This is a genomic window from Nitrospiria bacterium, from assembly GCA_036397255.1.
Taxonomy (GTDB): Bacteria; Nitrospirota; Nitrospiria; order DASWJH01; family DASWJH01; genus DASWJH01.
In genome coordinates this window covers 1-14,541 of the sequence record DASWJH010000012.1, presented here as the reverse complement: position 1 = coordinate 14,541, position 14,541 = coordinate 1, and the positions used below count along the sequence as shown (strand labels likewise).

The 14,541-nt window shown below is 42.0% G+C and carries 14 protein-coding genes and 1 riboswitch; of the genes, 8 read left to right on the top strand and 6 right to left on the bottom strand.

Going from position 1 to position 14,541, the window contains the following annotated elements:
- A partial coding sequence (locus tag VGB26_01655) for a transposase (GenBank protein ID HEX9756488.1) occupies nucleotides 1-367 on the top strand: 367 nt, incomplete at its 5' end.
- A 331-nt stretch (nucleotides 368-698) separates the two neighbouring features.
- Nucleotides 699-784, top strand: a riboswitch (cyclic di-GMP riboswitch).
- A gap of 74 nt (nucleotides 785-858) precedes the next feature.
- Nucleotides 859-1,560: a transglycosylase SLT domain-containing protein gene (locus VGB26_01650; GenBank protein HEX9756487.1), complete on the top strand. Its 702-nt coding sequence runs from the start codon at nucleotides 859-861 to the stop codon at nucleotides 1,558-1,560.
- A 37-nt stretch (nucleotides 1,561-1,597) separates the two neighbouring features.
- Here VGB26_01650 and VGB26_01645 read toward each other — a convergent pair whose 3' ends face one another.
- A complete protein-coding gene (locus tag VGB26_01645) occupies nucleotides 1,598-1,918 on the bottom strand; it encodes a hypothetical protein (protein HEX9756486.1) in 321 nt (106 codons plus the stop codon).
- 258 nt (nucleotides 1,919-2,176) lie between these two features.
- Here VGB26_01645 and VGB26_01640 point away from each other — a divergent pair, with 258 nt between their 5' ends.
- The gene (locus VGB26_01640) at nucleotides 2,177-2,470 is read left to right on the top strand and encodes a hypothetical protein (protein HEX9756485.1); all 294 of its coding nucleotides are present in this window, start codon (nucleotides 2,177-2,179) and stop codon (nucleotides 2,468-2,470) included.
- 81 nt (nucleotides 2,471-2,551) lie between these two features.
- Here the strand turns inward: VGB26_01640 and amrS are convergent, their stop codons facing one another.
- Nucleotides 2,552-3,673, bottom strand: coding sequence for an AmmeMemoRadiSam system radical SAM enzyme (gene amrS, locus VGB26_01635; GenBank protein ID HEX9756484.1), 1,122 nt, complete (start codon nucleotides 3,671-3,673; stop codon nucleotides 2,552-2,554).
- 93 nt (nucleotides 3,674-3,766) lie between these two features.
- Between amrS and amrB the strand changes: the two genes are divergently transcribed.
- Nucleotides 3,767-4,558 carry an AmmeMemoRadiSam system protein B gene (amrB, locus tag VGB26_01630; GenBank protein HEX9756483.1) on the top strand — a complete coding sequence of 264 codons (792 nt, stop codon included), beginning with the start codon at nucleotides 3,767-3,769 and terminating at the stop codon, nucleotides 4,556-4,558.
- A gap of 103 nt (nucleotides 4,559-4,661) precedes the next feature.
- On the opposite strand, the gene VGB26_01625 is transcribed toward amrB, so the two are convergent.
- Complete coding sequence (locus tag VGB26_01625) at nucleotides 4,662-5,732, bottom strand: AI-2E family transporter (protein ID HEX9756482.1); 1,071 nt, start codon at nucleotides 5,730-5,732, stop codon at nucleotides 4,662-4,664.
- 590 nt (nucleotides 5,733-6,322) lie between these two features.
- On the opposite strand from VGB26_01625, the gene VGB26_01620 reads away from it, so the two are divergent.
- Together VGB26_01620 and VGB26_01615 are read left to right on the top strand one after the other, a co-directional pair.
- Nucleotides 6,323-7,618 (top strand): hypothetical protein, encoded by a 1,296-nt coding sequence (locus tag VGB26_01620; GenBank protein ID HEX9756481.1) that lies wholly within the window; start codon nucleotides 6,323-6,325, stop codon nucleotides 7,616-7,618.
- Nucleotides 7,615-8,397, top strand: a complete 783-nt coding sequence (locus VGB26_01615; protein HEX9756480.1) for a hypothetical protein — start codon at nucleotides 7,615-7,617, stop codon at nucleotides 8,395-8,397. The genes VGB26_01620 and VGB26_01615 overlap by 4 nt, the downstream gene beginning before the upstream one ends.
- A gap of 69 nt (nucleotides 8,398-8,466) precedes the next feature.
- Here the strand turns inward: VGB26_01615 and VGB26_01610 are convergent, their stop codons facing one another.
- Entirely contained in the window at nucleotides 8,467-8,676 is a 210-nt protein-coding gene (locus VGB26_01610) for a DUF2892 domain-containing protein (GenBank protein ID HEX9756479.1), read from the bottom strand.
- Nucleotides 8,677-8,841: 165 nt separating this feature from the next.
- On the opposite strand from VGB26_01610, the gene VGB26_01605 reads away from it, so the two are divergent.
- Nucleotides 8,842-9,750 (top strand): hypothetical protein, encoded by a 909-nt coding sequence (locus VGB26_01605; GenBank protein ID HEX9756478.1) that lies wholly within the window; start codon nucleotides 8,842-8,844, stop codon nucleotides 9,748-9,750.
- Nucleotides 9,751-9,919: 169 nt separating this feature from the next.
- Here the strand turns inward: VGB26_01605 and VGB26_01600 are convergent, their stop codons facing one another.
- Entirely contained in the window at nucleotides 9,920-11,569 is a 1,650-nt protein-coding gene (locus VGB26_01600; GenBank protein HEX9756477.1) for a SagB/ThcOx family dehydrogenase, read from the bottom strand.
- 536 nt (nucleotides 11,570-12,105) lie between these two features.
- Here VGB26_01600 and VGB26_01595 point away from each other — a divergent pair.
- Entirely contained in the window at nucleotides 12,106-13,686 is a 1,581-nt protein-coding gene (locus tag VGB26_01595) for a hypothetical protein (protein ID HEX9756476.1), read from the top strand.
- 200 nt (nucleotides 13,687-13,886) lie between these two features.
- On the opposite strand, the gene VGB26_01590 is transcribed toward VGB26_01595, so the two are convergent.
- On the bottom strand, nucleotides 13,887-14,399 hold the full coding sequence (locus VGB26_01590) for a transposase (GenBank protein ID HEX9756475.1): 513 nt from the start codon (nucleotides 14,397-14,399) through the stop codon (nucleotides 13,887-13,889).
- Nucleotides 14,400-14,541: the final 142 nt, after the last annotated feature.

Sequence of the window (14,541 nt, the reverse complement as noted above, 5' to 3'; positions counted from 1 at the left end):
TACGGTCATTAGCGACAACGGCTTCTACAGCGAAACAAACGTCGGCGTTTGCGAAAAAAACAAGATCACTCCGTACATTGCCTTTGGCCGAGATCAGCACAACCAGCCGCTCATGGATCGGTTCCGTGAACCGTTACCTGTGTCAGATGATGCAGACGCGATCACAAAGATGAAATACCGTCTCCAGACCCGGGCAGGGAAAAAGCTTTACGCCAAGCGCAAGAGTACAGTGGAACCGGTCTTTGGCATTATAAAGGCAGTCATGGGCTTCCGACAATTCTTGTTGCGAGGCATCGAGTTGGTACAAGGCGAATGGGACTTGGTCTGCATCGCCTGGAACTTAAAAAGGCTACACGCCTTAAGTTGAAATCAATAAGAAAGAACAGATCACCGCTATTTTGATCGATAAGGACCGACCAAAACGCGGCGACCACAAAAATTTATACAAACGGTTGTCGGATCAGATCGTTAAGTCCGAAAGACTCCTAGGTTGAAAAAAACCGATTTTTTATCAATGACTTATTTCGTTTATTCTCCAAATAAATTCATTTTTTTCTTTTTTTAGCCTTTTATTCGTATGGATATGATGAAAAAGGCAATTGAATTTGCAATTTATTGTAAAATAAAAACTTTTCCTCCTTGACAATATTGTTTTTTTTGTTAAAGTTAATTTTAAGAATTTAACCAAAAAGTCAACCATCCGATAAGAGCAAACCCATCGTAAGGTGGGGGCGCAAAGCTTCCGGTCCTTAAATTAAAGTCTAAGGACAGCGGAGCTGCCGAAGTGGTTATTTTTTTTAACCCATCTTTTCTTATCGGAGAAGATGGGTTTTTTTTTGGTCAAAAGGAGGGCAGAAAATGGAATTCCTAAAGGTAAAAAAAGTTTTTCAGGTAGTCGGGTTCCTTTTTATCGTCAGTATTTTTTTTCCTGGGATTTCAATTTCGGAAAGCCAGGAAGTTTCCAAAGAGCGTTTAAGTTTTTGGGCCAAGGAAGGTAAGCGGATAAAAAAATTAAGGATTGTCTCTATTTTAAAAAAATTCAAAACAGGCCTTTCTGAGACGGCTCAAACCGAAATGGCTGAACTCATATATTCAGAAAGTTATCAATACGGTTTTGACCCGGAATTAATCCTGGCCCTGGTGGTAAAAGAAAGCTCTATATATAATTGGTCTAAATCTAGGGTGGGGGCTTTAGGTCTAATGCAGATTCGGCCAACAACCGGCCGCGCCTTGGCCAAAGCCATCAATATCCCCTGGAATGGAAAAAAAACGCTTTTTAAGCCCCATCTGAATATTAAATTGGGAACCCATTACCTTGCCAAGTTGGTTGATCGCTTTGGGAAAATCGAGGTGGCGTTAACTGCATACAATTATGGGCCAACCCGAGTAGCCAGGATGCTTAAGAAAGACCAAACTCTTCCAAAGGCCTATGCCCATCGAATTTTAGGGACTTATCAGCGTTTTAAGGAATTAAACCAGATTCAGTTGGTCGAATCGTGGGACCCCAACGATCCGGTCCAAACATGGGATGAAAATGGTTTGGGGTATTTGAAAGTTTAACGAAAAATTTTTTTTGGGGGGGTGAAAATTTTAATTTTCAGTCTAACAACTCTTCTATGATACACACCTGGTAATCCACAATTGCCCAAAGGACTTTTTGGATTTTTTGGATGTCCTCTCCTGTTTTCTCGGAGATTTCCCTGACCTTCTTTTTTAGAATTTCATTGTCTTGAAATATGCATTCCGCCATTTCTCTGGCTAGATGTTTTAACGGTTGTCCCTTTTCATTTTCCCCAAATGTAAACCATGGTTTTCCTGCAAGGAAGATCCGTTTAGCCGTTTCTAGATCCAATTGTGTCTTTTTTTTAATAAATATGATGGCCATATGATCTAGAAGATCAGTCTCTTTGTTGCTCATCTTTTAATCCAGTTTTTTAAAAAAAAAGGGGAGTTCATTTAATTGAGTCTTAACAAAGTTGTAGGAGAACCTACAATTTTGTTTTTTTTTGTGAAAACCGATAAATAAGTTCCGGGGAGTCTAAAAAAAATTTTTATTTAAATCAATGGCTTGAAACTAGTCCCATATGGATTGAACAGATGGCATTTACTTTGCTTAATTTCAAACGCAGATTATACCTACTTAAACGTTAAAATCCAAATGATGAAAGGAGGGAAGATGAATTCCGCAAAAACAAACCAATTGTCTTTTAACATTCGACTAAACCTGGGTTTAACCACAAAAGCGGTGGACCTTTCCTGTGAGGAGTTGTTAAGGATTTCAGAAGTGGCGGAGGAGGCGAAGGCTGCTGTTCACATTAGCCACCAATCTTGGCAGGTGTTTTTGGGAGTTCCGATACAATCTTTCCCTGTTCTTAGAATGACCCTTGGGAATATGGGGTTTCCTTGTTTTCAAATTGAAGAAGGATTTAAAGAGCATCCCACTATTCGTTTAAAATTAGAGCAAAGTTAAAATTTTTGGTCCATTAATCCGCTTGCAAAACTGTATCAGTTTTAAAAAAAACCTTTCAAGGTTTATTGCCTATTCTTTTTATTAGAAAAGAAGTTTAGGGTTTTCCTTTTTTACATACTGGATTCGAACTGGGTGGTATTTAGGCCCCCAATTTCCCGGGGGGCCTTCAAAGATCCCAGCGCAGGGTTCTCCACAGGAAAGACACTTCCCAACATCGGTTAGGTTCCAATTGGTAAGGAGATACCCTTCCCGACCGATAACCCTTTTCCCGCAGTGGTGGCAGTAGGTGCTTCCCCCCTCGGGGTCTTTCACATTTCCTGTATAGGCGTAAAAAATGCCATTTTGAATTGCGATTTCACGGGCCCGGGTGAGTGTCTCCGGGGGAGTGTATGGTGTGTCCAGCATCTTATAGTCAGGATGAAAAGCGGTAAAGTGAATCGGAACGTTTGGGCCCAGATGCTCCACCACCCATTGAGTCAATTCATTTAATTCCTTATCCGAGTCATTTTCTCCCGGAATTAAAAGGGTAGTGATTTCAAACCAAACCTTTGTCTCATGTTTAAGATAGATCAAGGTATCTAAAACCGGTTGAAGATGTCCGGCTGTGATTTTTTGGTAAAAATGCTCGGTAAACGCTTTGAGATCTACATTGGCCGCATCCATGAATTGGTAAAATTCCCGCCGTGGTTCATCGCATACATAACCGGCAGTTACCGCAACGGTTTTAATCCCAATGTCATGACAGGCCTTTGCCACATCGATGGCGTATTCATGAAAGATCACCGGGTCATTATAGGTAAAGGCAACGCTTCGGCAATGTAACTCTCTTGCTTTTTGCGCAATGGCTTCCGGAGAAGCCTCTTCGGCAAGTGTGTTAACTTCCCGGGATTTGCTGATATCCCAGTTTTGGCAAAAGCGACATGAAAGATTGCACCCCGCGGTTCCGAAAGAGAGAACGGGGGTTCCGGGAAGAAAGTGATTCAAGGGTTTTTTCTCAATGGGGTCCACGCAGAACCCGCTGGAACGACCGTATGTGGTTAAAATAACCTGTTCATTTTGCCTTTCTCTCACAAAGCAAAGCCCCTGTTGGCCTTCGTTTAACTTGCAAAAACGCGGACATAAATCACACTGAATACGGCCATCCTCCAGGCGGTGCCAAAATTTGGTGGGAAAAAATCCTGTTTTAGTTTTTGTGGTTCCCATGGTTTTATTCCTTTTCCATTCCTTGTTCTCAACAAAAAAACATTTGTTCCCCAACTTCCATTTTATTATAATCCCCGAACAAAGGAAAGTTTGATGCAAAAAATTCATTATCCATCGGTTTCAGGTCTATTCTACCCCTCCGATCCTCATGATTTAAAGCGTGCGATTGAGGGTTACCTTCTCCCTTGTAGGATCTCCAGGTCTTTACCCAAAGCAATAATTGTTCCCCATGCGGGTTATATTTATTCTGGTCCCATTGCGGGCAGTGCCTATGGTTTGATCCAGCAAGGGAAGGGTATCATTCACCGTGTGGTCCTAATGGGAACCGCACACCGATTGGGGTTTTCCGGGTTGGCCGCTCCAACCTGTCAAACTTTTATGACCCCCTTGGGGCCTGTTCCCATTGATCTTCCCTCCATTCAACAAATTTCACAATTTTCACAGTTTCAATTTTTGGATGAAGCCCATGAACAGGAGCATAGCCTGGAGGTCCACCTTCCTTTTTTACAAACCGTGTTGGATCAATTTAAAATCATTCCCTTGGTGGTGGGTAATTGTTTTCCAGACGAGGTGGCCGATGTTTTGGATGCCCTGTGGGGAAAGGAGGAAACCCTGATTGTAGTGAGCTCTGACTTGAGTCATTATTTGGATGGAGAAAGCGCTAAAAGAATGGATGCGGAAACGTCCCAGGCCATTGAGGTGTTGCAATTGGAAAAAATTGAAACTGAACAGGCCTGTGGAGCGTATCCGGTGAGAGGTTTATTGGTTGCCGCAAAAAGGCATGGGATGATAGCGAAAGCCCTGGATGTGAGGAATTCCGGTGAGACCGCTGGTCCTCAGGACAGAGTTGTAGGATATGGGGCCTTTGGGTTTTGGGAAGTTTAAACCGTGGGTTTAAATGGACAAATTGACACCTTACCCAAAGGCACCATAATCTTCATTTTCCAAGAGGAAAAAAATTCAGAAATAGAAAGTCCTGAAACTTTGTTTAGGAAGGGATGCTGTCGGCCTCGGGTTCTGGCCTGGGCCAGGCATGAATAATGGCTTGAACAAGGGTGGCCAAAGGGATTGCGAAAAAAACTCCCCAAAAACCCCAAATTCCGCCGAAAAACAAAATGGCCACAATAATGGCAATGGGATGAAGGTTTACCGCCTCGGAGAAGAGAAGTGGAACCAGGACACTGGCGTCCAGGGCTTGAATGATGGCATAGGCAATCACCAGGTAGGCAAAAGGGACACTCCATCCCCATTGGAAAAACCCGATTAAAACCACAGGAATGGTGACAACGGTTGCACCGATATAGGGGACAATAACCGAAATCCCCACCAGGGCACCGAGTAGGATCGAATAACCCAATCCCAAAATGGCAAATACCACTCCACTGACCAATCCCACCAATAACATTTCCCAGAATTTTCCTTGAACATAGTTTCCGATTTGAGGGTCAACCGCTTTCCAGACCTGGGCTATGAGGTTATGTTCTTTGGGGATAAAGCCTTTTGCCCATTGAATGATCAAATGTTTATCTTTTAGAAAGAAAAACACCAATAATGGAAAGAGAACCAAGTAGACCACCAATGTAATTAGGCTGACCAGAGAAGAAAGGGATGCGGAAACAACTTTATGCCCCACGGAGCTTAACTCCGATAAAATGGTCTCAATCAGGTTTGTGACTTGTTGGTCAGAAATAAAGGGATAGTGTTCGGGAAGTTTTAATAAGGCTTCCCGGCCTTTATTCATCATTTTCGGTAGTTGTTGCATTAATTCGGTGACCTGGGAGGACAGCATGGGAATTAAGGCAAATAAAACAAATACCATTAGGGCAATAAAAACCAGGAAGACTAAGATAACCCCACGCAGACGGGGGACTCCTTTTTTTTCCAAAAACCCCACCACATCATCTAATAAATACGCGATCACCAGGCTGGCCAGGACCGGAAGAAGCATTCCCCCCATGTAAATGACAATGGCAAAGCCCAAAACCAGGGCAAGAAATAGAACAACGGCCTGAGGATCGGAGAAATATTTGTCAAACCATTTTTTTAGGATTTGAACCAAGTTTTTTCCTCAGCATACTAAGTGTTTCATTCATTTGAACGGTGTTTCTTATTGGGTATTGACGGAGGCCCAAAAATACCGTGCTTTAGAAACTCTGTCAATGTTAAAGACCATTCATTGATGGGTGCCGTTTTTCTGCTAATGAAAAGTTCTCTGTATACAATTGGGAGAGGTTATAACAGGCAAGGAAATTTTTCAATGGATTGGGCTGATTATCTTAACGGGATATTTTTTGATCGGGTGAAATTATTTAAAAGTACTTTGAGCGTTGTTTCCTCGCCCAATCAAGGAAGGGAAATTTTGTTTAAGGTTTTCTTTCCTTCCCTCCCCTTTTATTCATCAATAAATCTTCTCCCTAACAGTTGAAAGGAGAATTAAATGATTAGAGTTTCTCCGTTGGCTTGTTCTTTTTTTGCTTGGATCGTTCAAAATGGTGCATCTGAGAACCGCTGGATCAAAAAAAGGTGAGGTCAGAACCACCAGTTTTTCAATGTCTTAAAGAATAAAGGTCTTTCTATGAGGTTTGGCATGGGTGTTGCGTGAAAGTCCAGTCATGTTTTATAAAGCCGCTCTAAAATGGGGTTTTACCCATGGATTTTTCTCCTGTTTTAGAAGCGACCGCTGGCCCCCAATCAGAAGAAGGAGGTTTTATGTTTGACCGGATCATGGAATTGGTTCCAGAATCTTGGGCGGGATTTATAGAGTTTCTCATCACCCCCATTGCCTGGATTCCACAAATGCAGGAAACCCTTTTGAATTTCTTTCTTTATTCCTCTTCGGGATGGAGTGCCACGGGAAAGTTTGTTTTCTTTGTTTTCCCGGTCTTTCTCTTCGTGGTTGGAATTTGGACAACCCATCTTTCCCTCTATACACTTCCATTCCGTTCTCAAAGGGTGAAGTTTCTTTCCTCCCTTTTGGTGGGGTGGTGGGATTCAGCAAGGATGGTTTGGCTTTATTGGGTAGGTCTTTTTCGTTTGTTTGGTGTGGCCATTGGCTGGGTTTTGATGTTAACACGACTGAGCCTGATGTTGATTGCAGAAGCCATTAAACAGATGTTGGTGGCTCCCTTCCGAATGACCGGAAAGATGACTCGTGACTATTTTCAGCCGGGTGTTCCCTGGATAGCGTTTTCTTTGTTAATTTTCTGGTGTTTTTTGGAGGCAGTTATTTTTACGTATATCCTTTTTCCAACCATCGGGGAGATTCTCGCAGATTTAACCGGGATGGAACCTTCCCGGTTTATGGGAACCATTCTTTTCATTTTCCTCTTTATGCTGGTTATGGGAAGTTTTGCCTGTCTGAATGTTTTCCTTGAAGCTGTGAAGAAAAAGGAGGTGAAACTCATCATTCAGATGGTTGTGGTGGAATTATTTGTAATGTTTTTTGAGGTGATGTTTCTTTACCGGGAATTGGTGGATGCCATTGTTCCTTGGATTGCCCAGCAAACAGGGGAGAGATTTCAAGTCGGAATTGTCTTTATCCTGTCCGTGGCAACCTTCGGGTGGGTGGGTATTCGCGGAATGACCTGGTTTCTTTTTGGCCAATATGGGACCCCTCCGTTATTAGCCTTTATCTCAAGGAGACCCATGGCTCATTCGGAGGTTCCTGAAATGGTGCAAAAGCCAGTGGAGCAACCTGTGTGGTGGAAAGCCCCTTTAGGGGATTTTAAGCGCGAAATTGGCTGGCTACATGAGAAGAGTGAAGAATTCCTGGAATTCGTGGCTCTTCCGGCCCTCCATGTGATCGCTGCTGGGTTCAATTTTATTATGATCCTTCTTGTAGCTAGGCCTGTTTTTAGCCTGCCATTTAAGGGCCTTAAAGAAATTATGGAAACCCGGGAGGTTTTGACAACCATTCATTTGCAGCCCAAAAAGGTGAGCTCATGAAAAAGGAAACGATTTTCGACAAAGTGTTTTTGGTTGTGACGTTATTTTTTTTAGTTTCCCTTACCGCATGTACGTTCCAACCTAAGGAATCTAAACCGCGGTTAAGCCTGTTTATTGGCGTGGATGCCAGCGGCTCTTTCCAGAGTTCCGACTCTTATGAGAATGCCCTGGCGTTTCTTGCCTATTATATTTACGGGCATCTCAATGAATTGGAGGGTTTGAGCAAACCCAGAGCGCTGTATGTGGGGTCCATTGGTGGCCGTTCCATGGGAGAACCTAAGGCCTTTCATCCCATCCATGATTTTGATGGAAAAAGCATTGAGGAGATTGAAGAAGATCTTCGGACTTGGTTTTCCCCCAGGGATACCCTGACGGATTTCAATGCTTTCTTTGAAGAGGTGGCCCGAATTTCTAAAGACCGAAACCTGATCCTCGGTCCCATCAATGTGATGGTGGTCAGTGACGGAATCCCTGATGTGGCGTCTAATGGGACCCGTGCAGGCTCCAAGACCCTTTATGAAAACATCGACCTCAGTCCCATGGAATACCTTTCCCGGAGTCTGACGGTTCGTTTGGCCTATGCCAGCCCCAAAGTAGGGGATCAGTGGAGAAAATATGTTCCCCGGAAGCGGGTACGGTTTATGGTAGTGAATGCGGAGGTTATGAAAGGGTGGCAGCAACAAATCCAGCCTGAATTGGGTATTTCAGAGCAGAACCGGTTGTGGAAATGGGTAAAAGATAACGTGGATTATCGGGTTCGATCCAGAAGAGCCGCCTAACTTCATTTTTTAGTTTTTTTTTGGAACACTCGCGGCGGGAAAAAATTATTATAAAAAAAGCAGGGAAGTTCATTTATTTCCCTGCTTTTTTCTTGTGTCTAAACCAAACTTGGCATTGACCGGGCAATATCCAATGACACTGGTGACAATAGCAAATAACGCAACAATTCCAAAAATCAATATCAGTGCAAAATCCCCACCGACAAAAACAATTGACAACGAAAGAATGCCTATTCCAATCCGAAAAAACCGATCCAATAAGCCCACATTCTTTTTCATGAGTTGTTCCCTTTCTTCCACAAAGACCGCTTCAGTTTAAGTTCTGATCATAGGAAATATTGAAAATAGAAGTCAATACAAGGAGAGAAAAAAATTGTATTGATTGACAGAGGGCGGACGCATCGTTATTCTTATTTCTTTTATTTAATGTGATCATCAATCAAAATGACACCCAAAGACATTTTCGTCCCCGCATCCATAACACAACTCAAAACCATTGATCCTGAAGAAATCCGTGTGGTGGAGCTGAGCCTTCCAGAGGATTGCCAAATCGATGGGAAACCATATCCGATAAAGGACAAAATGTGGCCAGGCACCGCTTTTTTATCCAAGCCTTTTGGTTCGCGCACTCAAAAATTCCGTAGAAGAATGTATACCCGGTCCAATTTTCCTTCAAACCACCCTGGGGTTCTGGAAACGGTGGTTAACCATACCCACGCAGAAAAAGCCGATACCTCTATTTGGTGGCAAACTCCAGAAGCCCAGGCGTATCAATCCTCCGGAAATAAAATTGATGTGTTGGTCAGGTTTAATCCTGAGACCTTCGAATGTGAAATCTTTGAGAATGCTTTGCATTGTGATCCTCATAACCTCCGGTTAGAGGCGGATGGAGAATGGCAGACCATGAAATACCTAGCCATCGCCCTTTCAACCGGAATTACCCCATTTCTTTCCTATCTTCGTTACATGAAAGAAATGAATTTTGGAAAAAGTAATTCAAAAACAGGGGCCCACCTTACACTGATTGCCAGCGCTAAGCGGTTTGAGCAGTTAATCGCTCATGAAGAACTCCTTTGTTTGGAGAAAGATTATAAACAGAATTTTCGATACCATCCGGTCCTAACAAGAAAATGGCCCGAGGATTGGAAATTTACAAAGGGAAGAGTGGTTAAAGCCCAACAGGGAATAGATGGCCATGAGCAATATGATATTGAGCCGATGAAGCGAATAATCCCTGATTTAAAAAACTATCATCTTCGATTTTGTGGAGGGAAGATAGCTCGAGACCATATAGAGCAGGGATTAAAACAGGCAGGGGAAAGCCCTTTAAGCTTTAGAGCAGAGGTTTGGTGAGCCCGATCTTTGTTTGCTTTAATGCAGTGTTTCAAAATTAACTTAACTACGATTTCATTCCGGACGTTTCTGCTCCCGCGGAAAAGGGCCGGAATTCAGTATTCTAAAGTTTCTGGATCCCCGCTTTCGCGGGAATGACGTTCTTGAATTATTCAAGGCTTTTGGGGCCCTAAGGACTAGGTTGTTTAATTTCAGAGTATGGGGGTAAAGTGGTGAGCCGGGGATCATTTACATTTCCTCCCAATGTAAAGTGATATATGCTTTGATATTTTAAATCGCTTAACCCCAGTAGTTCATGCATTGGATCGTCAAAAAAACAACCAATTCCTGTTCCCCTTAAACAAAACGCTTCGGCCTCTAAATAAAGCATCTGTCCAACCAGACCCGCTTCCCAAAAAAGGCGGGGATAGAACCAAGCCCCGTATGTGTTTAACGGTACATCAAACTCCGCAATCATTCCCAGGCTAAAGCAACCATCCGCAGCTATTCCCTGGTGACAGGAGATCTGCTCGGAGACGCGTTTTGCATCTCCCACCAAAAGCCTGAAAAAATCCAAATCCCCTGGGCAAGAGGCGGGTTTTTCCCATAAGAATTCTTTATTCATTGCGTTTTTAATTTCTTCCAGTTGGGATGGGTTCCGAACCAGGAAGTAGAGCCCTGGATTCAAATTCTCTACTCTGTGAATAAAAATTGCCAGGTGGATTTTGGGGTCCCAGGGAAGGGTGTTAAAGGGAAATTGGGCAGGGCCCACCAATGTTTTCCTGAAAATTTGATATAATCCCTCATCCACCATACCGGTCTGTCCATTTAAAGACAGACAACTTCGACGTTGATGGAGGATTTTCCGGAAAGAAATCGGGGTTGTTCCGGCCTCTAATATTTTTCTTTCGGGGATTGGAGGAGACACCTGTGGGGTTTGCGGTTTTATACTTGCGTCGGCTGTTTGATCAATAATGGGCCAATCCACATGACTAGGGCTAAGGCAATTGGGTTTTCCAGCCCAGGTGAGGGTTTTAAATTTAACCAAAGTCTCCTCAGAAATAGTAAAAGTTGGGTTTTTTTTACCTTGAGGGTAGATGACAAGAAGGCATTCTGTGTGTTCAGGTTCTGTTCCTTTTGGAGCGGAAATGCCCAATAAAGTTTCCAATTCAATGGTTGAAAGGTGGTCTAATAGAATGGCTTTCCAACCTAATCCTGCGGCGGCTAAACTCACGGTGGCAATGGCATGGCCGAGGTCATGCTGACAGTATCGAAAGGCTCTTTCCCCATATTTCCACGCCTCCCGCCAAAAAATAGAGGTTAAACCGATCAAAACGGAACCATTGGGAAAAGATCCAGAAAGTTCTTCCCATAGGTCATTAGAAAATTCTGTGCGCTTTTCCAGTGCATGTTCTTTCGGTGCATAGTGACAGACCATGGGTTGGTCACAAACCTCGGGAATCGACCCGCAGATGAGATACCCTTCGGTCGGGTGGAGATTTCCACTGGAAGGGTTTACCCGGAGAGCCCATTTTACCCCTCCTGCTTGTTTCCAAGCCGATAAAGCCAAGCTGTCATAGAAAAGTTGTGAAATTGTTTTTCGCTTTAAAGGTTCAGGGGGAATGTTTCCTTCAACAAAGACAGGTTCATATAAAGGTTTTACCCCTGGTGGAAGGTGGTCTAATGGGATCAGTTCCGCCCCTTCATAACGCCGAAAAGGGTCCGGTTGATTGGCCCAATCCAACCCTCCCGGGCTACGGGCGTACCGGTCAAAGTAATGTTTTGTGGATTGGTGGTAGTTAATAACAAGGGAAATATTATCTTTAGAATCTTGATCCATTAATTTTCCAAAAATTACACACCGTAGAATTGAGGGGTAAATTTGGTCATTCCCACAGAGGCGGGAATCCAGAAACAAAACCTGGACTATCCCCTCCCCCCCACGGAGGTGACCAATTGAATACTTCTAAGCTTGCTACCAGGTAATCTATTTTATAGTTAAATAAAAAAACCGCTTTTATTTTCCTTCATAATTTTATGGGGAGATTGTGTTTGAAGTCTATTTTAAAATGCGGATTAAACCTAAATGACCCATTCAGGGAAAAAGGTTTGGATGGTGTTAACTGCTTCCTGTAATGTTGATTTTTGATATGCTCCCCTCCATACAAGATTTCAAATGTAAATCGATAGTCCATCTCCGATTGGATAAATCTCTTCTATACAAATTCGAAAAAAAACAATAAACTTAAAAAAAATGGCTATATCAAGAAAATCCAAGAAAAAACATCCTTCAAATCCATGTTCATTTCGTTTGGGGTAAAAATCTTTTAATTTCGAAAAGAACATTTTAAATGGTTGCGTTTTGGTCCATAAGAAATGCTTAAGAATCCCTATTTAATAAATGGAACTATTTTCTTAATTGCATTAGTTGGGTTTATAAGTGTGTTATTCGCTACGCATATAGGAGTTGGAATATCTCCCGATTCTACAGGATATATTGAAGAGGCACGGAATTTACTTGATGGATTTGGAATTAGTCAAATTTCTAATACGGGAAAAGTAATACCAATAAGTGTGCATCCGCCGCTATTTCAGACCTTAATAGCAATTATCGGCTTTTTTGATATTGATCTAGCGGTAGGAGCAAGGTGGATTAATGCTTTCTTTTTTGGTGCCAATATAGTTTTGGCTGGCCTTATAATTCAACAACATGTCCGCAGTTCTTGGTATCCATCAATTCTCGCCACATTTATTATACTGATATCTGTTGACCTGCTACATATTCATTCGATGGCTTGGACCGAACCCAGCTTTATATTTTGGGGTATCCTTGGAATCTACTTATTAGCTAAGCATATTGAAAATCAATCAAGAGTACTCTTAATGGCATCCGCTTCAGCAATCGCACTAGCATGTCTTTCTAGATATCCAGGGGTAACATTGATAGCAACAGGAGTTGCAGGGATTATCTTTCTGTCTAGAAAACCATTAAAGGAAAGAATGTTTGATTCCTTGATATTTGGGTTTATCAGTTCAGTTCCATTAATCCTTTGGCTTTCTAGAAATATGTTTATTGAGGGAACACCAACTTCACACCCATTTGGGTTTCATCCTATTACTCTTCAACATATTAAGACGGCTCTTCATACATTCTCGTTTTGGATATTTCCATCAACCAACCCTAATAGTCTAATCGGCGCTAGTCTTCTCGTTATGCTTGTGGTTCTGCCTACCTTGAATATTCTTCAAATAAAAAGAAAAAATATGGGCAAAGGATATTCTTTCCAAGATGCAATCGGAGTTGTTCCTTTCCTAGGTATAATCTTTGTCGTCATATATTTTATTTTTTTGATTAGTATAATTTCGCTATTTAATTTATGGGTACAACCTGAAAAGCGAATTCTGTCGATAGTACATGTGTTCTCCGTAATTACAATTGCATGCATTGCGTATAATTTAGCTAAAAATTGCACTATGTCAGGACCTGCTATCATATTTATTATTGTTGCTAGCATGCCATTGGCAGCACACCACTTAAGAAAATCTGTAAATTGGGTTATTCATACCCATAACAATGGTCTTGGTTATACAAGTAAATTCTGGGCCAATTCCCAATTCATCCAGCATGTTAAGCTTCTTCCTGCCAATAGCGAGATTTTTACTAATGCACCAGACCTTGTAAACTTTCTGACAACCAAGCGAACTTGGATAATACCCTTTAGAATTGATCCGCAAAGCGGGTTAAAGGGGGAAAATTATGAAGTTAACCTGGCAAGGTTCAGGGAGAAATTAAGAAATAATAACAATACATTTTTAGTTTATTTTAATCCTTTGAGTGTTAGCGGTGTGAGCCTTAGCCGTCCGTTTATGGCTTCTGAAAAGGACATTATTGGAGGATTACCATTTGAGGCGATTTATTCTGGAAGCGAGGGAACAATTTATAAGAGGAAAGAATAATTACAATTCTACAACAATGCTTGCCTTCGTAAAGTTCACATATGAATTCCATAAATCAAAGAGAGAATAACATAAAAACCAGCCCCAGCCCATAATTGTACCTCTTACAGTTAATTTGCGACATCATTATCTCTTTCTCTCCGTAATCCTTAGTAGAAAGGTTTTTGTTCCTAAAGCATTAGTAGTCAACTACTATTGATTTAATTTGTTTGGGTAGAGAAATAAGATCTATTCTTCAACATTGCAAAGATAACCCGGATCAGTTTATGAGCAGTAGCTAGTATTGCTTCTTTGAAAGACAAGCCCTCCTTTTTTCTCTTTTCATAATACGTTTTAAATAAGGTATCCTCCCGGCTAACATGTTTGGCCATTAGGAAGATAACCCTTCTGAGATGGCGGTTTCCCCTTTTAGATATCTTGCTCTTTCCTTCAAACTTTCCTGATTGATGAACGGTGGGGTCTATTCCCGCATAGGCGATCACACCTTTAGCAGTAGGGAAATTTGTGATATTGCCTATTTCTGCAAGAAAGGTAGCCCCTGTTTGATCACTAATCCCCTTGATCGATGTGATGATCTGAAGATCATTAACTACCGTTTCCTCACAAAATTTAACGAGTATCTCGGTGATTTTATTCTGTCTTTCAATCACATACAAAAGTGTTGAGATCTTCTCCGGTAATATAAGCTCTTTTGCTGCATTGACAGATGCCACCCCCTCTGTGCCAATAATGATGAGACACCTCCCCCATGTTAAATTAGAGTAGAGGGCGGGGAGGAAAAAAGATTATGATCGTTAATAAGAATAAAACAATCCAGGAGAACAGAGGATCTTTGATCTCCCAGAATGGAACCTC